Genomic DNA, 22,177 nt, shown 5'->3' with positions numbered 1-22,177 from the left:
TCGACCGGCCGCCGATAAGGCGGCCGTGACCGGAAGGGCCGCCGTTCAGGCGGCGTTGTTCAGGCCCAGGAAGTGGCGCGCGTAGCGCGGGTTCATGTCGTTCACGCGCAGCAGCGTGAGGAAGTCCGCCACGTTGAAGTCCGGGTCCCAGGCGGGCTGGCCGCAGATCTTCGCCCCCAGGCGCAGGTAGCCCTTGATCAGCGCGGGCGGCTCGACCGCCAGCTGCTGGTTCAGGTCTTCCACCGGCAGCGGCAGGCGCGGGAAGGCGTGGTACTCGATCGGTGCCAGCGAGCGCTCGGTGAACAGCCGGTGCAGGCTGGCCGCGTAGTGGCCGCCATCGCTCATCGGCACGCTCGCGCAGCCCAGCATCGACTCGATGCCCCAGCGCTGCAGGTACTCGCCCAGCCCGCCCCACAGCGCCATGATGACGCTGCCGGAGCGGTAGTCGCGGTGCACGCACGAGCGGCCCAGTTCCAGCATCTTGGGGCGCAGGTGCGACAGGCGCACCAGGTCGAATTCCGATTCGGCGTACAGGCAGCCCAGGCGCTTGGCCTGGTGCGGCGGCAGCACGCGGTAGGTGCCGACCACGCGCAGCGTGGCCATGTCGCGCACGATCAGGTGGTCGCAGTAGGCATCGAACATGTCGATGTCCAGTTCAGGCACCGAAGACGTCAGGCGTGCGCCCATTTCCTCGGCAAAGACCTTGTAGCGCAGGCGCTGGGCCTCGACTACTTCGTCCTGGTGGCGCGCCCACGCCACGCTGAGAACAGGCGACTCATGTGCCGGTGTATCCGATGGGCGATGAAGACGCCTCCGCGCCGTCTGGCCGCCGAGGCCATTGGGCAGGGAGTCGAAGAGCGGCTGGGTAGGCGTCGGCAGATCTCGCATCAGTATGTCCTTTTGGTGACGAAACTGTTGCGATGCAATGTAGTGAGGGCCGGTGACAATGCCGTGACCCGGCGATGACGGTTGCGTGACTTCGACAGCCGGGTCTGTCCGGGATGCCTTCAGGGGCACCCTTGGGCGGTGCCGCACCCCTACCGGACTTAGAGGAATTCGGGGTTGATGACCGCGCGCAGCACGGTCTGGGCCTCGCTTTCGCGGGTACGGCCGGTCAGCCACCAGAGGCCGCCCTTGCGCACGCTCCAGTCCATTTCGGTGCCCGCCAGCAGCAGGCTGGCGACGCGGCCGATCCAGGGCTGATGACCGACCACCACCACGTGCTCTGGGCGCTCCGGCCATTCGACCGCGGTCAGCACGGCGCTGACGTCGGCGCCGGGGGCCAGGGCATCGAGGATCTGTGCGTCGCCGGTCAGCGCCGCCGCGGTTTCGCGGGCGCGCACGGCGGGGCTGCATAGGACCCGGGTATCGGCTGGCAGGTGGGCCCGCAGCCATTTGGCCGAGGCCTCGGCCTGCTTGCGGCCGCGGCGCGTCAGCGGGCGCTGCAGATCGGCATGGCGGCTAAGGCTGAGGGCGTCGGGGAGGTCTTCGGCTTCGGCATGGCGCCACAGGATCAGGTTCATGTCGGACGGGGCAATGAGCTTGCTTCGAGTATGGTGAAGCCGCCCGACCGGCGCAAGCGCGGCGCGAACAAAAGCGGGCTGCCGGTCAGGGCAGCCCGCAAGTGTCACCGGGCGCGGTGTCAGCGGCGTGACAGCGCGTCGGCCCAATACAGCGGCGGCGCCGATGGCAATGCACTGCCATCGGCGCCGTCGGGAAACTCAGGACTTGTGGCGGAAGTTGATGCGGCCCTTGGTCAGGTCGTAGGGCGACATTTCCAGGGTCACGCGGTCGCCGGCCAGGATGCGGATGCGGTGCTTCTGCATCTTGCCCGAAGCGTATGCCCAGATTTCAACGCCGTTTTCCAGCGTGACACGATAGCGGTTGTCAGGCAGGGCTTCCGACACCACGCCGCCAAATTCAATGAGTTCTTCCTTAGCCAATCTGTCTTCCTTTTCGGCAGCCCGCGAAGGCTGCATGGTTACGTTTTCAAAAAATCTGTTCGGTTCGCCCGCAACGTCGCCCAGTCGCGGCACCTTGCGCCGATACGGCCAATCACGCCTGAGGCGGTCGGGGGCAGGGCGCGCATGCTGCGGCGGCTGGCGCCTGCATGACCGGATCAATCGGCGGGGTCAGCGGTGTCGCCATGCGGGCGCGGATTGCTTGGGCGAAAACCTGGTCGCTGACAGCCGGAGAGGCCGTGTGCTACGCGGAGCAGGCGGGCAGGTGTACCCGGTGGTTCGCCAGTTCGGTGTCGTCGCGGATGGCCCGCGCCGGCGGCTGCTGTTCGCTCGCAGGAGCGCGCTGGTGAGAACGCCCGGTTACAGGGATGCTCGGACACCCCGGGGGCTACTGCGGCATTGTATCACGTACGCGGATGCAGCATTGCCGGTGCGTCGGTTGCACCGGCCTCGGGCCAGGCGCAACAAAATGGCGATAAAGGCGCAAACCGGCTCGCAGTCCGCTTGGTATTTGAGCCATATGAGCTAGAACTAACGCGTACGGCCGTGCCGGGCCGGATCTCGCAAGGAGACTGCCATGGAACTCCATCTGGAATCGCACCGCTATGTCCGCTGCCGCCCCGACTGGCGCGCAGCGGTGCTGGCGGGGCTGATTGCGGGCGCGGTCTACAGGGTGCTGGAGTTGCTGACCGCGCGCTTTCTGCTGTACCAGGGCGCCTGGGGCACCGTGAAAATGGTCGCCGCCATCATCCTGGGCCGCGAGGCGCTGTCGGCCGATGCCTTCAACTGGACCATCGTGCTGGCCGCGGGCACGGTGCATTTTGCCTTGTCGATCATCCTGGCGGCGGTGCTGGCGCTGATCCTGTCGTCATTCCGGTTCGACACCAGCCTGGGTATGGCCTCGGTGGTCGGGATCATCTTCGGCGTGGTGGTCTACCTGGTCAACTTCTATGTGCTGGGGCGCTACATGAACTGGTTCGACGAGGCGCGCGGCTGGGAAGCCCTGTTCGCGCATGCACTGTTCGGGCTGGTCGCGGCCGATGTGTACTGCAACCTGGAGCGCCGGCGCGGCGGGGCGCAGGCGCAGCCCCCCGCCTGAACCGTTTAGCCCATCTGGTTGATATGACGATTAACGCGCTCGCACTACGCTAGAGGCAAACGACCATAGCGGCTGGCGCCTGGCACATCCGCGCACAGTCACACCGGAGTGCCCATGCGGGTCGCAATCGTCAGTACCGAAACCACCGGGCTCACGCCAGCCGATGAGCCCGTCAGCATCGGCTTGCTGCTGGTCGAGGTGTCACCGCGCGCCGGCGGCCTGCTGCGCGAGTTGGCGGAGTACTACGGTTCGCAGGAGCCGACCGTGCCGATCAGCGCGGCATCCACCGATACCCACGGCCTGACCGCCGACATGCTGCGCGGGCGCCGCTTCGACCTCGGTGCCATCCGCGCCATCGTCGACGAGGCCGAGGTGCTGGTGGCCCACGGCGCCGCCTTCAACGCCAGGATGCTGGAGAAGGTGCTGCCCGGGATCCAGCACAAGCGCTGGCGCTGCTCGGTGCGGCAGGTGCGCTGGTCCCAGTATTTTCACGCCGCCAACCACAAGCTCGATACGCTGTGCGAGCACATGCATATCTTCCGCCCCCGGCCGCAGGTGGCTTTGGATGACTGCCTGGCGCTGTCCAAGCTGCTGTTCCGGCCGATCGGCGCCACCCAGCAGGCGACGCCGATGGGTTTCCTGCTGGCCGAAGCCGATTTCGCGATAAGCGCCGCCCCGCATGCCGGCAGCGTGCCCGCTCCGCCGCCCCTGGCGCCGCCGCCGGAAACCTCGTCTTCCTGGATGCCTCAAGTCGAAGCCAGCCAGCATGGCCTCGGGCGGGGACTGGTGATGGCGGCCGTGATACTGATGCTATGCGCCGGCGCGGTAATCTGGCCGGACTTGTTCCCATGGTGACAGGGCGTCGCAAGCGCTGCATGGCTGCCTTTGCGCAAACTGGCCCGAAAAGAAAAACGGCCTGGATCTTCCGATCCAGGCCGTTGTTTCCACTGGGTATTTCTGGTCGGAGCGATAGGATTCGAACCTACGACCCTCTGATCCCAAATCAGATGCGCTACCAGGCTGCGCTACGCTCCGAAGCCGGCCATTGTAGCCGCGTTGGCAAGCCACGGTCAATGTGCGTCGATGCCGGTGGGTTCGGGCCCGCCGGGTGCGCCGCGATGCTCCCCCTTCTGGCGGGGGCGCTTTGTCTTGACTTGGGTTTGCGCGCTGCGATAATCCGCACACCGCTCCAGTCCGACCGGCGTGCTGTTGGGAACGCCCGGTTTCGCGTAGTTCCTTCCGGACTGACCTGATCACCACAACAAGAACGGCGCTCCCCGCCCTGGGCGAGCGGCTCGGTCTGTCTGCGTTCGCCAAATGGCGGCACGGGCGGCCTGAAACAGGAGGTGCGGCATTCGATCAAAACGATCCGGCACAGGATCGGCAAAACATGCAGGGAAGAGCGGTGGCATGCGGAGCGCCGCTGCTTGCCTTGGACGGGAATAAAGATGTTTCAGTCGCACGTGGTTGTGCTCATCGCGGGGCTGTTTGCCTTGCAGATGGCGGTGGTTTGCGTGGTGTTGCGCCGGTCGTCGGGCATGGAGCGCAGCGGCCTGACATCCTGGGCGCTGGGCAGCGTGCTGGCGGCCTTTGCCGCGGCGCTGGCGGCGGTGCAGGCATTGCGGCCGATGTGGCTGGTGCCGGAGTCGACCGACCTGGCGCTGCTTGCCGCGCTTTCGGTGATGGCAGTGGGCGCGCGGCACTTTGCGCAACGGCCGGGCCGTGCCGCGGGCCTGCTGGGGCTGAACCTGGCGGCCGCGGCAGCGGTGGCCTGGGGCGACCTGGCGCCACGCTACCTGGCCACGACGGTGGTGCTGCCCGATCTGGCGCCGGTGCTGAGCGCCTGCCATATCGTGCTGCTGCTGGATCTCGCGCGCAGCGTGGTGCCGGCGGTGCCGGCCACGCGCGGCACCGGCCGGCTGGCGGCGTGGTCGCTGGCGGCGATCGTGATCGCCGCGGCGGCCATCAATGCCTGGACCGTGTTGCGGCCGCTGGCGGCGCTGGCGCAGGGCGGCGCCTGGCCGCGGCCGATGCCGTGGGACGGCGAGCTGGCCATCTTCAACGTCTTTGCCCTGGTCGGGGTGTCGGTCAGCTTTGCGCTGATGGCGCACGACCGGCTGCGCCGCATGCTGGAGCGGCGCGCGCGGCACGACGACCTGACCGATGTGCTGCTGCGCGGCGCCTTCTGGGAGGAACTGGAGGCCGCCTGCCTGCAGGCCGAGCGGCAGCGCAAGCCGATGACGGTCGCGTTTGTCGACCTCGATCACTTCAAGGCGATCAACGATGTCTATGGCCACCTGGCCGGCGACAGCGTGCTGCGGCACTTTGCCGGCCTGTTACGCAAGACGCTCGGACACGGCGACTTGGCGGGGCGCCTGGGCGGCGAGGAATTCGCCATCGTGATGCCGGATACCGCGCTGGAAACCGGCCGGCTTGCCTGCCTGCGGCTGGCCACGGCGGTGCGCGCCACGCCGTGCCCGTCGGAACCCGATCCGATTGCCTATACCGTCAGCATCGGCGTGGCCGCGCGCCAGCCCGGCGAGGGCGCCGATGCGCTGATGCGCCGCGCGGACCGCGCGCTGTATGACGCCAAGCTGAAGGGACGCAACTGCGTGTCGCTGCACCCGGCGGGCAGCGATGCAGGTGAATCGGCCTCCGACTCCGCCGGCGCCGGCCGCTATGTCACGCGCGGCCAGCCCCGCGCCGCGTCCTGAGGCGCATCGCTTGTCACCGCGGCCGGGCGCTGCGGTAGAATGCACGCCTTCGCGTCCTTAGCTCAGTTGGATAGAGCACTCGCCTTCTAAGCGAGCGGTCAGAGGTTCGAATCCTCTAGGACGCGCCAAAGCCCATGGATTCGGGTCGCCGAATCGTCCCGGGTCCAGTCCCTGCCGCTTCGCCGAGATCATCCCGGCGCCATCCTGCGGTTTCCCATGGGTTGTCCAAGGCCAGTCGCCAAGCCATATCGCAACGCATGGATGCCATGTAGCGATAGGCATACCTTTTGAGGTTGTCCGGGCCTCACCCCTCATCTAGACTGGATTTCATCCGTCCAAGCGGTCAGTACTTAACCTGACCTGCCGAATGCGCGGCGGCAAGGTTGCCGGTCCTGGGTCTTGGTGGTGATCTGCAGGGAGACAAGCGATGATGCCTACGCCAACTTCGGAGCGCTTGCTGTCGCGCGGACTGCTCGATGTGCTGATCCGCGCGGGGCTGATCGCGGTGCTGGCGATCTTCTGCTTCCAGATATTCCGGCCCTTTCTCGACCTCATTGTCTGGTCGGTGATCCTTGCCGTGACCATCTATCCGCTGCAGGTCCGGCTCAGGGGCAAGCTGGGCAACAAGGACGGACGCGCCGCCACGCTGATCGTCCTGGCCGCGATTGCCATCATCGCGCTGCCGGCATACCTGCTGGGCGCCGCCATGGTCGACTCGGTGGCCAGTGCCATGGCCATGGTCAGGAAAGAAGGCTTGCATATTCCGCCACCGGCCGAGTCGGTCGCCAGCTGGCCGCTGGTGGGCCAGCGCCTGTACGACATCTGGCTGCAGGCCGCCTCCGACCTCACCGGCGTGATCCAGAACCACGCGCCCCAGGTGCGGGAAATCAGCCTGGCCGTGCTCGCCGCCGCCGCCGGCATCGGCAAGGGGCTGCTGATATTCGTCTTCGCCCTGATCATCGGGGGCATCTTCATGGCCTACGGCGAGGCCGGCAACCGCAGCGCCGTGCAGATTGCCGCGCGTGTCTTTGGCCCCGAGCGCGGCCAGCGCATCGCCTCGCTATGCACGGCGACCATTCGCGCGGTGGCCCAGGGCGTGGTCGGCATCGCCTTTATCCAGATGCTGCTGGTCGGCGTTGCCTTCGTGGTCAAGGGTGTCCCGGCTGCGGGCGTGCTGGCCCTGGTGGTGCTGCTGCTGGGCATCGCGCAGTTGCCGGCCACGCTGATCACCGTGCCGGTGATCATCTATGTCTTTGCCAGCGAAGGGGCCAGCGTGGCCACCATCGTCTTCGCCATCTATGTGTTCGTGGCGGGGCTGGCCGATAACGTGCTCAAGCCGCTGTTGCTCGGGCGGGGCGTCGACGTGCCGATGCCGGTGGTGTTGATCGGCGCGCTGGGCGGGATGGTGACCGGCGGCGTGATCGGCCTGTTCATCGGCCCGGTGGTGCTGGCGGTCGGCTATCAGCTGTTCTGGCAATGGGTGGAAGATCCGCCGCCGCAGACCGAGCCTGGCAGCCAGCAACAGACCTGAAGCCATCCGGGCCGCCCATGACGCGCCGGCACCGTCCTCTGCGCGCATTGCTGGCCGCCGCGTGCTGCGTGGGGGGCTGCGCGCGCCTCGGGCCGGATTTCCAGCCGCAGCAGGAACCGTGGACGCAGCAGTGGCGCAGCCCGGCGCTCGAGCAGGCTACGGTGCAGCGAGCCCTGCCCGACATCCGCGAGTGGTGGCAGGTCTTCGGCGACCCGGCACTCGAACGCCTGATCGCCGAAGCCGATGCCCACAATGCCAGCCTGAAGCTTGCCGGCCTGCGCGTAATGGAAGCGCGCGCCCAGCTGGGCATTGCCCAGAGCGGGCGATTCCCCCAATTGCAGCAGGCCAGTGCCGACGTCCTGTACACGGAGCGCCGGCAGGCCGGCGGCCGCAATCCTCAGAACAATCGCTTCTGGCAATACAGCGCGGGCTTCGACATCGGCTGGGAGCTGGATTTCTGGGGGCGCTTCAGCCGCGCCATCGAGTCCGCCGATGCCGCCTACTTTGCGGCCCGCGCCAACCGCGAGGATGTGCTGGTGCTGCTGCGCGCCCAAGTCGCGGAGACCTACTTTGCCTTGCGCACGGCCGAGGCACGCCTGCGCATCGCCCGCGACAACGCGGCCCTGCAGCGGCGCAGCCTTGAAATCACCGAGCGGCTGTTCAAGAGCGGCGAGACCGACGAACTCGACCTGCAGCAAGCCAAGACCCAGTACCTGGGCACCCTGAGCACCATCCCCGAATTCGAAAGCCAGATCACGCGCACCCGCAATGCCCTGGCGGTGCTGGTGGGCCGCCCGCCAGGGCCGTTGCCGGAGTTGCCGGAGCTGTCCGGCAAGGAAGGCCTGATTCCGCTGATCGATCGCGCCGTGCTGCAGGACGTGCCCGCCAGCCTGCTGCAGCGCCGGCCGGATATCCGCGCCGCCGAGTTGCAGATCGCCGCGCAATCGGCGCTGATCGGTGTGGCCGAGGCCGATCTCTATCCGTCGCTGACGCTGCTGGGCAGCATTGTCTGGTCCGCCAGCACACTGGCGGGCACGCCCAACAGCCTGGCGCTGGTCGGCGGGCCGAGCCTGCGCTGGAATGTGTTCGACTATGGCCGCATCAAGAACACCGTGCGGGTGCAGGACGCCCGGCTGCAGCAGCTGATCGTCGCCTACCAGGATGCCGTGCGGCAGGCGGCGCGCGAAGCCGACGATGCCGCGAGCGCGCTGATCAAGGCGCTGGAGCGCGAGCAGATCCTGCGTGACAGCGCGCTGGCCGCGAGGCGTTCGCTGACGCTGGCCAACGCGCTTTACCGCGAGGGCTACTCGGACTTCCAGCGCGTGCTGGATGCGCAGCGCGCGCTGGCGGCCCAGCAGGATGCCTACGTGGTCAACCGCAGCAACGCCGTCAGTGACCTGATCGCGGTGTACAAGGCGCTCGGCGGTGGCTGGTCCAGCGAGCAGCCGCTGCTCGACCCTGCCACGCGCGAGCAGATGCGGCAACGTACTGACTGGGGAACCCTGCTCGACGAGCCAGGGTCCGCGCCGGTTTCCCGGTCAGGCAACGGTAATCCCTGAGCGAGTGCCGATGAACGACACCCCGCAGCCCTCCGCGACGCCGACGGTTACGCCGACCCCCGCGCCGCCGCCGCCGCCGCCCGCCGCCGACACGTCAAAGAAGGGCGTGCGCTGGGTGCTGCTGCTGATCGTGATCAGTCTCGCCTGGTACCTTCTGGCCGACCGCCTGACCCCGTATACCCAACAGGCGCGGGTGCAGGCCTTCGTGGTGCCGGTGGCCGCGGAAGTGTCCGGCCGCGTGACCAAGGTGCACGTGCGCAACAACCAGGACGTGGCGGCGGGCACGGTGCTGTTCGAGGTGGATCCGCAGCAATACCGCATCGCGGTGGACCGCGCCCGTGCCGATCTGGAGTCGACGCGCCGGCAGATCGGGGCCAGCACGGCGGGTATCGAGTCGGCGCAGGCATCGCTGCGCGCGGCCCGTGCCAACGAAGTCAAGGCGCGGCAGGATAGCGAGCGCCTCGAGCGGCTGTACCGCGAGGACCCCGGCACCATCTCGCTGCGGCGCCTGGAGGTGGCGCGGGCCAGCCTGGAGCAGGCCGTCAGCCAGGTCGCCGCTGCCAGGGCCGAGGTTCAGCGTGCGCGCGAGCAGGAGGGCGGCAGCGACGCAGACAACGCCAAGCTGCGCAGCGCCGCCGCGGCGCTGGAAAAGGCCGAGCTGGACCTGGCCAACACGCAGGTGCGGGCGCGCGCCGCCGGGCTGGTCACCGACCTGCGCACCGATGTCGGCCAGTTTGCCGCGGCCGGCAATCCGGTCATGACGCTGATCGCCATCCATGATGTCTGGATCAACGCCGAAATGACCGAAAACAACCTCGGCCGCGTCGAGCCCGGCACGCCGGTTGCCATCGTGCTGGATGCCTTGCCGGGCAGGGTCTTCAAAGGCCGGGTGCGCAGCGTCGGCTACGGCGTCAACGCCGGGACAAGCACGCCGCCGGGCAGCCTGCCGACGGTGCAGAACAGTCGTGACTGGCTGCGCCCGGCGCAACGCTTCCCGGTCATTGTCGAGCTCGACCGCGGCGAGTTTCCCCCCCTGCGCGGCATTCGCGTGGGCGGGCAGGCCGAGGTCATGGCGTTTCCCACCGAGGGCAACCCGCTCAACCCACTGGGCCGCTTGTTCCTGTACCTGATGAGCTGGCTTTCCTATGTCTACTGACAGCCAGGCGTCGCCATGGCCCGCGCGCGATCCACGCAGCCGACGTTGCCTGCGCCTGGCCAGCGGCACCGCGCTGTGCCTGACGATCAGCTTCGGACTGGCCCTGCCGGTGCCCATGATCGCGCCGGTGCTCGGCGTGTTCCTGCTGGCGACGCTCAACCGGCCGATGTCGCTCGGGGCGGGGCTGGGCCTGGCACTGGTGGTGATGCTGACCACCGGCATCGGCCTGCTGCTGATCCCCCTGCTGCGCCATTACCCCGCCAGTGGCGTGCTGCTGGTCGGCCTGTGCCTGTTCCTGGCCTTTCGCTACGGATTGCGCGGCGGCAACGGCCTGGTCTCGACCTTCCTGGTGGTGGGGCTGACCATGATCTCGGCGGCGGGCACCTTTGATTTCGGACTGGCGGTCACGGTGATCGAAGCGCTGGTCAAGGGACTGCTGGTCGCCCTGATGGCGCTGGGGCTTGGCCACTGGCTGTTTCCCGAACCCGCAGGCGCGGGCGCGCCGCCTGCAGCCCCGGACCTGCCGGAAGAGCAGGCCGCCCGGATCGCGCTGCGTGCCGCGCTGGTGGTCATGCCCGCATTCCTGCTGGCGCTGAACGATCCGTCGGCCTACCTGCCGGTCATCATGAAGGCGGCCACGCTGGGCCGGCAAACCTGCACTACTTCGGCACGCGGCGCGGGGCGGGAGCTGCTGGGGTCGACCCTGCTTGGCGGCGTGCTGGCGATCCTGTTCTGGGGCGCGCTCAGCCTGTTCGTGCACTTGTGGATGTACTTCCTGTGGATGCTGCTGTTTGGCCTGCTGGTGGGGCGCAGGCTGTATCGCCTGAGCCCGTCGCGGTACCCGCCAGGCTTCTGGGTCAACACCCTCGTGACCCTGATTATCCTGCTGGGCCAGTCGGTGCAGGACAGCGCCGCCGGGAAGGACGTCTATACCGCCTTTGCCGTGCGCATGGCCCTGTTTGTCGGCGTCACGCTGTATGCCTGGCTGATGGTCGCATGGCTCGATCAGCCCCCCGACGCGCGGCAACTATCTGGATGAAAGGGGCGGTCATGCTGCACAACCTGGCGCTCGGCGTTCCCGTGATGCTGGTCTGCCTGCTGTTGCAGGCGGTGTTCGTGGCCGTCTGCCTGCGCTACTACGCGCGCTTCAAGCATGCGCGGCACGGGCGCTTGTCGCTGGGCCAGGAGATCCTGCTGCTGTCGGTGGTGATGGTGCTGACCCTGAGCGGCAACTTCGTCCAGATGGCGATCTGGGCCATCCTCTTCATGCTGCTGGGCGAGTTCGCCGATTTCGCGACCGCGCTGTATCACTCGGGCGTCAACTTTGCCACGCTGGGCTATGGCGATATCGTCATGTCTTCCACGTGGCGCCTGCTGGGGCCGCTGGAGGCGGCCAACGGCATCCTGATGTTCGGCGTCTCCAGTTCCGTGATGACGGCGGCGGTGCTGGAGGTGATCAAGCAAAACCTGGCCAGCCTCGGCGAGGACGTCGAGCCATAGCGCCGGGATGCCGCGCCCGGGGCGGGCGCGTCGCGGTCCCGCGGGTGCGGGGGCAGCGCCGGCAGGATTCACGTTTTTGCCGCACAATACGGCCTGCGCGCCGCACAGGAGCACGCTGGATCGATCAGAGGCGAGGACTACCTCGCCCGTCAGCGGGCGGCATTTCGTTGAACCCTGCAAATCCTGTACATGGCCGCCCCACATGCACAATCCGCCGCGGATCCCGACCGCGGCGCCGACGCTTCCCTGTCTTCCCGCGATCACAACCCGTCCGGCCCGCTGCCGCTGCTGGCATTGGGGGTCGGCAGCTTCGCCATCGGCACCGGCGAGTTCGTCATCATGGGCCTGCTGCCCGATGCCGCCACCGACCTCGGCATCTCGATCCCGCAAGCCGGCCACCTGATCAGCGCCTATGCGCTCGGCGTGGTCGTCGGCGCGCCGCTGCTGGCGGTGCTGGGCGCACGCTGGCCGCGGCGCAACCTGCTGATTGCCCTGATGGCGGTGTTTGCCGCCGGCAATATCGCCAGCGCGCTGGCGCCGTCGTACCTGTCGATGATGGTGGCGCGCCTGCTCACGGGTTTTCCGCACGGTACGTACTTCGGCGTCGCGGCGCTGGTCGCGGCCAGCCTGGTCCCGCGCGAGCGGCGCGCGCAGGCGGTGGGGCTGGTGATGCTTGGCCTGACCACCGCCACGCTGGTCGGCGTGCCGATCGCGGCCGCGGTCGGCACCTGGCTGGGCTGGCGTTCGGCCTTCGTGATCGTAGGCGCGCTCGGCGCGCTGACGGCGTTGCTGGTATGGCGCTGGGTGCCGTTCGTGCCGGCCGACCGGCGTGCCAGTCCGCTGCGCGAGTTGTCCGCGCTCGGGCGCAAGCAGGTCTGGCTGACGCTGGGCATCGGCGCGATCGGGTTTGGCGGCATGTTCTCGGTGTTCAGCTATATCAAGCCGACCATGCTGGAGCTGGCGCATATGCCGGCGGCCGGCATCCCGGTGGTGCTGGCGCTGTTCGGTATCGGCATGGTGGCGGGCAACCTGGCCGGCGCGAAGCTCGCCGACAAGGCGCTGATGCCCACGGTGGGCGGGGTGCTGGTCTGGACCGCGCTGGTGCTGGGCGCCTTTACCTTGACCGCGTCGCACGCCTGGCTGGCGGCCTTCAATGTGCTGCTGGTCGGCACCGCCGTGGCGCTGGGCCCGGCGCTGCAGATCCGGCTGATGGACGTTGCCGGCGATGCGCAGACGCTGGCGGCGGCGCTCAACCATTCGGCCTTCAACCTGGCCAATGCGCTGGGCGCGTGGCTGGGCGGGCTGACCATTGCCGCCGGCTTCGGCTGGGAATCGACCGGCTGGGTCGGCCTGCTGCTGGCGCTTGGCGGGCTGGTGATCTATGCCTGGTCGATGCTGAGCATGGAGCGGCGCGTCCCCGCCGCGGCGTAGCAGGCTGGTGTGTACGCCTGGTCGGAATCCCGAAGCAAAAAGGGGGCGCCATAACGGCACCCCCTTTTTTATCGCGCGCGTTGCCGGCGCCGGATTTACTCCGAGTCGGCCACGCTTGCACCGACCACGTTGAAGCCGCCGTCGACGTAGGTGATCTCACCGGTCACGCCGCTGGCCAGGTCCGACAGCAGGAAGGCGGCGACGTTGCCGACTTCTTCGATGGTGACGTTGCGGCGCAGCGGCGCGGCTTGCTCGAAATGGCCGAGCAGCTTGCCGAAGCCCTTGATGCCCGAAGCGGCCAGGGTCTTGATCGGGCCGGCCGAGATGCCGTTGGCACGGATCCCGCGTGGGCCGACCGACGAGGCCAGGTAGCGCACGCTGGCTTCGAGCGATGCCTTGGCCAGGCCCATGGTGTTGTAGTTGGGGACCACGCGCTCGGCGCCCAGGTAGGTCAGCGTCAGCAGCGAGGCCTTGTCCGACAGCAGCGGCAGGGCGGCCTTGGCCAGCGCCGGGAAGCTGTACGCGGAAATATCGTGGGCGATGCGGAAGCCTTCGCGCGACAGGCCGTCGAGGAAATCGCCGGCAATCGCTTCACGCGGCGCGAAGCCGATCGAATGCACCAGGCCGTCAAACTTTTCCCAGCGCTGGCCCAGCGCGGCGAAAGTGGCGGCAATCTGCTCGTCGCTGCCGACGTCGCATTCGAAAACCAGGTCGCTGCCGAATTCCTTGGCAAAGTCGCTGATCCGGTCCTTGAACCGTTCGCCGACGTAGGTGAAGGCCAGTTCGGCGCCTTCGCGCTTGCACGCCGAGGCAATGCCGTAGGCGATCGAGCGGTTCGAAAGCAAGCCGGTGATCAGGATCCGCTTACCTGCCAGAAATCCCATAAATTCTCCAAGGTGGTGTATCAGGCACGCTTCGTGCGTCCGCCGTGCGGCCGTGCGGGTGCCGGGCTGTCCTGCGGCCCTTTTATTGCGCCGCGCAGAGGGAATGTCCGGATGGCTGGGGCCACCCCGGACGCATGTAAAATTGTCTCATACTTGGCCCGGCCGCAGAACGCCGGGCCCCCACAGGTGACAGTGGAGGAATCCAACAGGATGCCTATTCAAGCACGTTGGCCGCTTCAGGCGGCATGGCAGTGCTTCCGGCGGGATGCAGTACTGCGTGGTTGGGCGGCAATGAAGCTGGCGCTGACGCTGGCGGCGGGGGTCTCGCTCTTTTCTGATCCGGCATGGGCGGCGCATGGCTTTGCGCTGCATGGGGACCTGAAGTACCAGCCGAATTTCTCGCACTTCGAATACGCCAATCCCAACGCGCCGGTCGGCGGCACGCTGACGCTCGCCAATCCTGACCGGCGCACCAGCTTCGACAAGTTCAATCCGTTCACGCTCAAGGGCACTTCGGCCCCGGGCCTGAACGCGCTGATGTTCGAGTCGCTGCTGATCAGCAGCGCCGACGAAAGCGCCAGCGCCTACGGCTTGCTGGCAGAGGACGTCACGGTGGCGCCCGACGAGTTGTCGGTCACCTTCACGATCCGCCCGCAGGCGCGCTTCTCCAATGGCGATCCGGTGCTGGCCTCGGACGTCAAGTATTCCTACGACATGCTGATGAGCAAGGCCTCGAGCCCGGGCTATCGCAGCATGTGCACCGACGTGAAGGCGGTGGTCGTGACCGGCGAGCGCACCGTGCGCTTCGATTTCAAGCAGCGCAACCGCGAGCTGCCGCTGATCGTCGGCTCGCTGCCGGTGTTCTCGCGCAAGTGGACCGCCAAGGTTCCGTTCGAGAAGCTGACCTTCGAGCCGCCGGTGACCAGCGGCCCCTACCTGATCGAGCGCTTCGACGCCGGCCGCGGCATCATCTTCCAGCGCGACCCGAAATACTGGGGCAAGGACCTCGCGGTGCGGCGCGGCACCTTCAATTTCGCGCGCGTGGTCTACCGCCTGTACAAGGACGAGACCGCCCGCCTCGAGGCCTTCAAGGCGGGCGAGTTCGACGCCATCGTCGAATACAAGGCCAAGAACTGGGCCAAGAGCTACCAGGGCACGCGCTTTCGCAACGGCGAGCTGCTCAAAACCGAGTTCCCGCACCGCAACGGCGCCGGCATGCAGGGCTATGTCATGAACCTGCGCAAGCCGGTGTTCCAGGACGTGCGCGTACGCCAGGCGCTGATCCTTGCGCTGGATTTCGAATGGCTCAACCGGCAGCTGTTCTACGGCGCCTACAAGCGCCTGGACAGCTGGTTCTCCAACAGCGAACTGTCGGCCAGCGCCACCTTCGACGGCCGTCCCGGTCCCGGCGAACTGCAGCTGCTCGAACCGCTGCGCGCGCAGCTGCCGCCGGAGGTGTTCGGCCCGGACGTGGTCCAGCCCAGCACCGCGCCGCCGCGCTCGCTGCGCGACAACCTGCGCCTGGCGCGGCGCCTGCTGGCCCAGGCCGGCTGGACCTATACCGACGGCGCGCTGCGCAACGCCAAGGGCGAGCCGCTGGTATTCGAGTTCCTCGACGACGGCGGCGCCATGAGCCGGGTGATCACCACCTACGTGCGCAACCTCGAGAAGCTCGGCATCCAGGTGCACCAGCGCACCACGGATTTCGCGCTGTACCAGAAGCGGCTCGAAGACTTCGACTTCGACATGGTGTCGATCCGCTTCCCCGATTCGCAAAGCCCGGGCAATGAGCTGCGCGACCGCTTCTCCAGCGAGGCCGCCGGCACGCCTGGCTCCGACAACCTGTTCGGGCTGAAGTCGCCGGTGGTCGACAAGCTGGTCGACAACGTGCTGCGCGCCGATACCCGGCAGGAACTGGTCACCGCCGGCCGCGCGCTGGACCGGGTACTGATGCATGGCTATTACATCGTGCCGAACTGGTACAGCGCGTCGCACCGGGTCGCCTACCGCAAGACGCTGGCGTACCCGGAGCGGCTGCCGTATTTCTACACGGCGGAAGGCTGGATCCTCAGCCACTGGTGGCGCACCGACATGCAGGCGCAAGCCCGCTGAGGCGCTCAGACGCTGGCAGCTCCAGCGCGGACAAGGAAAAAGACGGCCCCCATGCTTGCCTATCTGCTTAAACGCATTCTGCTGATGATTCCGACGCTGGTCGGGGTCATCACGCTGACCTTCGTCGTGATCCAGTTCGTGCCGGGCGGCCCGGTCGAGCAGATGATGATGGAGCTGAAAGGGCGCGGCGGCGCCGGCGAAGCCAGCGGCGGTGGCGCCGAATACCGCGGGCGGCGCGGCGTCGACCCCGACAAGATCAAGGAGATCCAGGCGCTCTATGGCTTCGACAAGCCGCCGCTGGAGCGCTATTTCCTGATGCTCAAGCGCTTTGCCCAGTTCGACCTGGGGCAGAGCTATTTCCAGCACCGCAGCGTATGGGAGCTGGTCAAGTCCAAGCTGCCGGTATCGGTCAGCCTGGGCCTGTGGACCTTCTTCCTGACCTACCTGATATCGGTGCCGCTCGGCATCTCCAAGGCGATCCGGGCGGGCAGCCGCTTCGACGTGGTGACCAGCGTCATCGTGCTGGTCGGCTATGCGATTCCCGGCTTCGTGCTGGGCGTGCTGCTGCTGGTGTTGTTCGGCGGCGGCACCTTCGTGCAGTGGTTCCCGCTGCGCGGGCTGACTTCCGACAACTGGGAGCAGCTGTCGCTGATGGGCAAGGTGATGGACTATCTGTGGCACCTGGTGCTGCCGATCACCGCGTCGGTGGTGGGCAGCTTTGCGGTCGTGACCATGCTGACCAAGAACGCCTTCCTCGAGGAGATCCGCAAGCAGTATGTGCTGACCGCGCGCGCCAAGGGCCTGGGCGAGCGCCGCGTGCTGTGGAAGCATGTCTTTCGCAATGCCCTGATCCCGCTGGTGACCGGCTTCCCGGCGGCGTTCATCGGCGCCTTCTTTACCGGCTCGCTGCTGATCGAGACGCTGTTCTCGCTCGACGGGCTGGGCCTGCTGTCTTATGAGGCGGTGCTGCGGCGCGACTACCCGGTGGTGCTCGGCACGCTCTACCTGTTCACGCTGATCGGGCTGGTCACGCGCCTGATCTCCGACGTCTGCTACGTGCTGGTGGATCCGCGCATCCACTTCGAGGGCTTGCATCGATGAAACCGTTCTCGCACGCGGCGCCCAACGGCCTGCCGCATTCGCCTTCGCCGCGCCAGCGCGCCTGGCAGCGCTTTCGCCGCAACCGGCGCGGCTACTGGAGCCTGGTGATCTTCGTCTTCATCTTCGTGCTCAGCCTCGGTGCCGAACTGCTGTCGAGCAACCGGCCGCTGGTGGTGCACTACAAGGGCGAATGGTATTTCCCCATCGTCAAGGTCTATCCGGAAACCACCTTCGACGGCGATTTCCCCACGCCTGCCGACTACCTGGACCCGTATATCCGCGACCGCATCACCACCAAGGGCAATTTCGCGGTATTTCCGCTGAACCGGTATTCGTACGACTCGCTCAACTACTTCGCCAAGGAACCCAACCCGGCGCCGCCTTCAGCCGAGAACTGGCTCGGCACCGACGACCGCGGCCGCGACGTGCTGGCGCGGCTGCTGTATGGCTTCCGCGTGTCGGTGCTGTTCGCGCTGGCGCTGACCGTCATCGGGGTGCTGGTCGGCACCCTGACCGGGGCGCTGATGGGCTTCTTCGGGGGGCGCTTCGACCTGTTCTCGCAACGCGCCATCGAGATCTGGAGCTCGATGCCCGAGCTCTACCTGCTGATCATCTTTGCCTCCATCTTCGAGCCCAGCCTGGCGCTGCTGATCATCCTGCTGTCGCTGTTCGGCTGGATGGGCCTGTCCGACTACGTGCGCGCCGAGTTCTATCGCAACCGCTCGCTCGACTACGTCAAGGCCGCGCGCGCGCTCGGACTATCCAACGTGCAGATCATGTGGCGCCACATCCTGCCCAACAGCCTGACCCCGGTGATCACCTTCCTGCCATTCCGCATGAGTGCGGCCATCCTGGCGCTGACCAGCCTGGACTTCCTCGGCCTGGGCGTGCCGCCCACCACGCCCAGCCTGGGCGAGCTGCTGGCGCAGGGCAAGGCCAATCTGGACGCGTGGTGGATCTCGCTGTCGACCTTCGCGGTGCTGGTGGTGACGCTGCTGCTGCTCACCTTCATGGGCGACGCGCTGCGCGATGCCTTCGATACCCGGCTGGGCCTGGCCGCGCTGCGCGGCCGCGTCGAGCCCAAGGTTCCCGCCGGGGCGCCCACCGGCGCGGCACCGGAGGCCACGCCATGACCGCGGTGTCGCCGATGACCTTGCCGGACGTGGAGCCGGCGCCGATGCCCGCACCGGGTTCCATGCTGATGTGCGTGGACAAGCTGTCCGTCACCTTCGGCCATGGCGAGCATGCCACCCGCGCGGTGCGCGACGTCAGCTTCGACCTGCGCGCCGGCGAGCGCTATGCGCTGGTGGGTGAGTCCGGCTCGGGCAAGACCGTGACGGCGCTGGCCATGCTGCGGCTGGTGGAAGACGCGTACTACGATGGCGCGATCCGTTTCGAGGGCAAGAACCTGCTGGAGGTCTCCGACCGCGAGATGCGCGCGATCCGCGGCGCCGAGATCGCGATGATCTTCCAGGAGCCGATGACCGCGTTGAATCCGCTGTACACCATCGGCAACCAGATCGTCGAGACCCTGGCCCTGCACGAAGGCCTGGACCGCCGCGCCGCGCGCGAGCGCGCCATTGCGCTGCTGGAGCGCACCGGCATCAGCGATGCCGCGCATCGCTTCGACAGCTTCCCGCACCAGCTCTCGGGCGGACAGCGCCAGCGCGCCATGATCGCGATGGCGCTGGCGTGCCGGCCCAAGCTGTTGCTGGCCGATGAGCCGACCACGGCGCTGGATGTCACCATCCGCGCGCAGATCCTCGACCTGCTGCGCGACCTGCAGGCCGAGTTCGGCATGGCGGTGATGCTGATCACCCATGACCTCAACCTGGTGCGCGCCTTCGCGCAACGGGTCGGGGTGATGGAGAAAGGCGTCCTGGTGGAAACCGGCGAGACCGCCAGCGTGTTCGCCGCGCCCCAGCACCCCTATACCCGCAAGCTGATCGACAGCCGCCCGCGGCGCGAGGTGCTGCCGCTGGTGCCGCTGGCGCCGGTGCTGCTCGAGGCGAACAAGCTCGGCGTCAGCTATGCGCGCAAGCGCCGCGGCCTGGCAGGGTGGTTCGGCAAGGACCAGTTCGTGGCGGTCAAGGATGTCGACTTCCAGCTGCGCGAGGGCGAGACCCTGGGCATCGTCGGCGAATCCGGCTCGGGCAAGACCACGCTGGCGCATACCGTGCTGGCGCTGCAGCGCAAGAGCGCGGGCACCATCCATTTCCTGGGGCGCAGCTTCGACAGCGCCACGCGCGACGACCGCCGCAAGCTGCGCGCGCGCATGCAGGTGGTGTTCCAGGACCCGTTCGGCTCGCTGGCGCCGCGCATGACCATCGAGCAGATCGTCGGCGAAGGCCTGGCGCTGCACCAGCCCGGGTTGTCGCGCGAGGCCACGCGCCAGCGCGTGATCGAGGCGCTGCGCGAGGTCGGCCTCGACCGTACCGCGCTGGGCCGCTACCCGCACGAGTTCTCGGGCGGGCAGCGCCAGCGCATTGCCATCGCCCGCGTGCTGATCCTCAAGCCCCAGATACTGGTGCTGGACGAACCCACCTCGGCGCTGGACGTGTCGATCCAGCAGCAGGTGCTGGCGCTGCTGTCCCAGCTGCAGCACAAGTACAACCTCAGCTACCTCTTCATCAGCCACGACCTGGCGGTGATCCGCGCCATGGCGCATCGCGTCATCGTGATGAAGGCGGGCGAGGTGGTCGAGGCGGGCGATACCGAAGTGGTGCTGGGGGCGCCGCAGCATCCCTATACGCGCAAGCTGATGGCGGCGGCGCAGGTCGGCGCAGCGTAACCGGCAGGGTTGTTTGCCGCGGTGCGGCGACCATGCCGGCCTTCGCCGGCTAGCACCGAACGATATGATTAGTCCGATAAAGAAGATGCGAAAACCGGTCTATATCGTTGATTCGGAAGTCAAATCCGTCGAATTTGTAACGAACTTTGACATGTGAATGACAACCCTTTACCATCCCGCCAGAACTAGTTTTGGGGGTGGTGCGTCCGGCGCATTTGCGCACGTCGTGCACGCTTGCGGTGCGGCAGCCGGAACAAGGGCCTGGCGCGGAGCTTGCGTGAGGTTTGCCCCCTGAGTTCACACGATGATCGCCCGACGTCACAGACACGTTCGCGCGACATCCACCCAATACCCAGCTGCCCCGGACCTTGTGCCGGGGCTTGCTTTGGAACGATCAACAGGAGAACCAATGCAGCGATCGGTGCTTCATTCCCTGGCGCGCGCCGCCGTCGGATTTGCCCTTGCCTGCGGTGCGACTGTGTCGAATGGAGTGCTGGCGGATACGGTATTCAAGGATGCCGACACCCGTATCGAGTCCGCGGCCCAGGCCGTGGATGCGCATCCGGAAGGCAAGCGCGGCTTGCTGTCGTCGGTGGTGAATTCCACCAGCAACGTCGCCAGCAAGGCCGGCGACCTGGTCATGAACGCGCTGGGCCTGATCGGCGTGCGTTACCGCTTCGGCGGCAACACGCCCGAATCCGGCCTCGACTGCAGCGGCTTTGTCCGCTACGTGTTCCACGACACCTTCGGCTTCATGCTGCCGCGCCGCTCCGTCGAAATCAGCCGCGTCGGCACCACCGTGGCCACCAGCGACCTGCGTCCGGGCGACCTGGTGTTCTTCAACACCATGCGCCAGACCTTCTCGCATGTCGGCATCTATATCGGCGACAACAAGTTCGTGCATGCGCCGTCCACCGGCAGCAAGATCCGCGTCGACGACATGCGTGCGGCCTATTGGGTGACCCGCTACAACGGCGCCCGCCGCATCGACGAAGGCAAGGAGCGCAGTGCCGAGGGCCTGGGCGACATGGTCGAGACGCTCAAGCGCTACGATCCCAAGGCGGCGCGCGCGTCGATGTACGGCGGCTGACGGCTGGCGACGCGTCAAACAAAAGAGGACTGCTGCGGCAGTCCTTTTTAATTTCCGAAGCAGCGGCGGCGCGGCTACTGTGCCGCGACCTTGCCGGCCGGCGCCAGCCGGGCCTGTTCCAGCCGCTGCCGCAGCGTTGCCATGACCGCCGCGGTCGCCTGTTCGCCCGCGAGCACGGCTCGGTTGCGCGCGTTGAAGTCGCTGCCGCCCATGTCGGGCAGCTCGGGCCGGATCACCACGTCGGCGCGCGCCAGCGCCATCTTGTTGATCGACTGACCCATGATCGCGGTGGTCTGCAGCAGCACGCCGCTCTGGCCGGCGTGCTGCTGCGCCGACGGGTCGGCCGAGATATTGACCGCGATGACGAAGTCCGCGCCCATGGCGCGCGCGGAATCCACCGGCACCGGCTCGACCAGGCCGCCGTCGACATAGTCGTGCCCCTGGATCGATACCGGCTGGAACACGCCCGGCACGCTGCTGGAAGCGCGCACGGCCTGTCCCGTGTTGCCGCGGCGGAACAGGATCTTGTCGCCGCTCTTCAGGTCGGTGGCGACGATGCCCAGCGGCAGCTTCATGGCTTCGATGGGGCGGTTCTGCACCAGCCGGTTGACGTAGTTCTGCAGCGCCTCGCCCTTGAGCCAGCCGCCGAAGCGGGTGCCGAACGGCAGTGCCCAGTCGGCAATCGCGGCTTCGTCCATGGTCAGGGCCAGCTTGTTCAGCTCGAAGCCATTGAGCCCGCTCGCGTACAGCGCCGCCACCACCGCGCCGGCGCTGGTGCCGGTGACCAGGTCGGCGCGAATGCCCTGGGCCTCGAGCGCCTTGATCACGCCGATATGGGCAAAGCCACGCGCGGCGCCGCCGCCCAGCGCCAGGCCGATCTTGATGGGCCGCGGGGTGGGTGGGGAGGGCGGTGTGGTCGCGACCGGTGGCGCGGGGCGCGGGCCGAAGGCGCAGCCCGCCAGCAGGGCGGCGGCGGAGATGCCGAGAAAATGACGTCGTTGCATGCAGCGGGGGATCGGTAACAAGGTGGGACCGGCGGCGGCGATGCAATGCGGGTGCTTCTCCATCCACGTTCGCATCGCTCGGCCTGGCTGCCGGCCACAGCTCAGACCGGCGCAAGCATAAATGATTCCGCGCGGGGCCGGTGCGCGCAACGGGTCGGGCGGGGGGGCGAGGCCCGGCAGTACGCGTTGGTATAATGCAGGGCCCGCACATACACCAGCCTGCGCGCCGCGGCGCGCGGGCTTT

19 protein-coding genes and 2 tRNA genes are annotated in these 22,177 nt (G+C 67.6%); 15 read left to right on the top strand and 6 right to left on the bottom strand.

The window, feature by feature from the left end; translation table 11 throughout:
* Window positions 1-45: 45 nt before the first annotated feature.
* The 3 genes from CBM2588_RS11120 to infA form a co-directional block, all read right to left on the bottom strand.
* Entirely contained in the window at window positions 46-888 is an 843-nt protein-coding gene (locus CBM2588_RS11120; protein ID WP_112774029.1) for a GNAT family N-acetyltransferase, read from the bottom strand.
* A gap of 158 nt (window positions 889-1,046) precedes the next feature.
* Window positions 1,047-1,523 carry a SixA phosphatase family protein gene (locus tag CBM2588_RS11115; RefSeq protein WP_115680567.1) on the bottom strand — a complete coding sequence of 159 codons (477 nt, stop codon included), beginning with the start codon at window positions 1,521-1,523 and terminating at the stop codon, window positions 1,047-1,049.
* Between the two features lie 198 nt (window positions 1,524-1,721).
* Window positions 1,722-1,943 carry a translation initiation factor IF-1 gene (gene infA / locus CBM2588_RS11110; protein WP_008641674.1) on the bottom strand — a complete coding sequence of 74 codons (222 nt, stop codon included), beginning with the start codon at window positions 1,941-1,943 and terminating at the stop codon, window positions 1,722-1,724.
* Between the two features lie 595 nt (window positions 1,944-2,538).
* On the opposite strand from infA, the gene CBM2588_RS11105 reads away from it, so the two are divergent.
* Entirely contained in the window at window positions 2,539-3,060 is a 522-nt protein-coding gene (locus tag CBM2588_RS11105) for a hypothetical protein (RefSeq protein ID WP_115680566.1), read from the top strand.
* 114 nt (window positions 3,061-3,174) lie between these two features.
* On the top strand, window positions 3,175-3,915 hold the full coding sequence (locus CBM2588_RS11100; RefSeq protein WP_115680565.1) for a DNA polymerase III subunit epsilon: 741 nt from the start codon (window positions 3,175-3,177) through the stop codon (window positions 3,913-3,915).
* Window positions 3,916-4,018: 103 nt separating this feature from the next.
* Here CBM2588_RS11100 and CBM2588_RS11095 read toward each other — a convergent pair.
* Window positions 4,019-4,095, bottom strand: a tRNA-Pro gene (locus CBM2588_RS11095).
* Between the two features lie 413 nt (window positions 4,096-4,508).
* Here CBM2588_RS11095 and CBM2588_RS11090 point away from each other — a divergent pair.
* The 8 genes from CBM2588_RS11090 (at window position 4,509) to CBM2588_RS11055 (ending at window position 12,951) form a co-directional block, all read left to right on the top strand.
* A complete protein-coding gene (locus tag CBM2588_RS11090; protein WP_115680564.1) occupies window positions 4,509-5,774 on the top strand; it encodes a GGDEF domain-containing protein in 1,266 nt (421 codons plus the stop codon).
* Window positions 5,775-5,825: 51 nt separating this feature from the next.
* A tRNA-Arg gene (locus CBM2588_RS11085) sits at window positions 5,826-5,902 on the top strand.
* Window positions 5,903-6,201: 299 nt separating this feature from the next.
* Window positions 6,202-7,305: an AI-2E family transporter gene (locus CBM2588_RS11080; protein ID WP_115680563.1), complete on the top strand. Its 1,104-nt coding sequence runs from the start codon at window positions 6,202-6,204 to the stop codon at window positions 7,303-7,305.
* Between the two features lie 17 nt (window positions 7,306-7,322).
* On the top strand, window positions 7,323-8,864 hold the full coding sequence (locus CBM2588_RS11075; RefSeq protein ID WP_115680562.1) for an efflux transporter outer membrane subunit: 1,542 nt from the start codon (window positions 7,323-7,325) through the stop codon (window positions 8,862-8,864).
* Window positions 8,865-8,874: 10 nt separating this feature from the next.
* Window positions 8,875-10,020, top strand: a complete 1,146-nt coding sequence (locus CBM2588_RS11070) for an HlyD family secretion protein (RefSeq protein WP_115680561.1) — start codon at window positions 8,875-8,877, stop codon at window positions 10,018-10,020.
* Entirely contained in the window at window positions 10,010-11,059 is a 1,050-nt protein-coding gene (locus CBM2588_RS11065) for a DUF2955 domain-containing protein (RefSeq protein WP_115680560.1), read from the top strand. Before CBM2588_RS11070 ends, CBM2588_RS11065 begins: the two co-directional genes overlap by 11 nt.
* A gap of 11 nt (window positions 11,060-11,070) precedes the next feature.
* Window positions 11,071-11,520 carry an ion channel gene (locus tag CBM2588_RS11060; protein ID WP_115680559.1) on the top strand — a complete coding sequence of 150 codons (450 nt, stop codon included), beginning with the start codon at window positions 11,071-11,073 and terminating at the stop codon, window positions 11,518-11,520.
* Between the two features lie 189 nt (window positions 11,521-11,709).
* Window positions 11,710-12,951 (top strand): MFS transporter, encoded by a 1,242-nt coding sequence (locus tag CBM2588_RS11055; RefSeq protein WP_115680558.1) that lies wholly within the window; start codon window positions 11,710-11,712, stop codon window positions 12,949-12,951.
* Window positions 12,952-13,046: 95 nt separating this feature from the next.
* On the opposite strand, the gene fabI is transcribed toward CBM2588_RS11055, so the two are convergent.
* The gene (gene fabI / locus CBM2588_RS11050; RefSeq protein ID WP_115680557.1) at window positions 13,047-13,835 is read right to left on the bottom strand and encodes an enoyl-ACP reductase FabI; all 789 of its coding nucleotides are present in this window, start codon (window positions 13,833-13,835) and stop codon (window positions 13,047-13,049) included.
* A 210-nt stretch (window positions 13,836-14,045) separates the two neighbouring features.
* Here fabI and CBM2588_RS11045 point away from each other — a divergent pair, with 210 nt between their 5' ends.
* The 5 genes from CBM2588_RS11045 (at window position 14,046) to CBM2588_RS11025 (ending at window position 20,929) form a co-directional block, all read left to right on the top strand.
* Window positions 14,046-15,947 (top strand): extracellular solute-binding protein, encoded by a 1,902-nt coding sequence (locus tag CBM2588_RS11045; protein WP_115680556.1) that lies wholly within the window; start codon window positions 14,046-14,048, stop codon window positions 15,945-15,947.
* Window positions 15,948-15,998: 51 nt separating this feature from the next.
* Complete coding sequence (locus CBM2588_RS11040) at window positions 15,999-17,048, top strand: microcin C ABC transporter permease YejB (protein ID WP_115680555.1); 1,050 nt, start codon at window positions 15,999-16,001, stop codon at window positions 17,046-17,048.
* A complete protein-coding gene (locus CBM2588_RS11035; protein WP_115680554.1) occupies window positions 17,045-18,181 on the top strand; it encodes an ABC transporter permease in 1,137 nt (378 codons plus the stop codon). Before CBM2588_RS11040 ends, CBM2588_RS11035 begins: the two co-directional genes overlap by 4 nt.
* Window positions 18,178-19,839 carry an ABC transporter ATP-binding protein gene (locus CBM2588_RS11030; protein WP_115680553.1) on the top strand — a complete coding sequence of 554 codons (1,662 nt, stop codon included), beginning with the start codon at window positions 18,178-18,180 and terminating at the stop codon, window positions 19,837-19,839. The genes CBM2588_RS11035 and CBM2588_RS11030 overlap by 4 nt, the downstream gene beginning before the upstream one ends.
* A 409-nt stretch (window positions 19,840-20,248) precedes the next feature.
* Window positions 20,249-20,929, top strand: a complete 681-nt coding sequence (locus tag CBM2588_RS11025; RefSeq protein WP_111517688.1) for a C40 family peptidase — start codon at window positions 20,249-20,251, stop codon at window positions 20,927-20,929.
* A gap of 74 nt (window positions 20,930-21,003) precedes the next feature.
* On the opposite strand, the gene CBM2588_RS11020 is transcribed toward CBM2588_RS11025, so the two are convergent.
* Window positions 21,004-21,933: a patatin-like phospholipase family protein gene (locus tag CBM2588_RS11020; RefSeq protein WP_111518090.1), complete on the bottom strand. Its 930-nt coding sequence runs from the start codon at window positions 21,931-21,933 to the stop codon at window positions 21,004-21,006.
* Window positions 21,934-22,177: the final 244 nt, after the last annotated feature.

The organism is Cupriavidus taiwanensis, from assembly GCF_900250075.1.
GTDB lineage: Bacteria > Pseudomonadota > Gammaproteobacteria > Burkholderiales > Burkholderiaceae > Cupriavidus > Cupriavidus taiwanensis_C.
The sequence above is the reverse complement of the archived record's forward strand: the minus strand, read 5'-3'. Positions and strand labels throughout refer to the sequence as shown.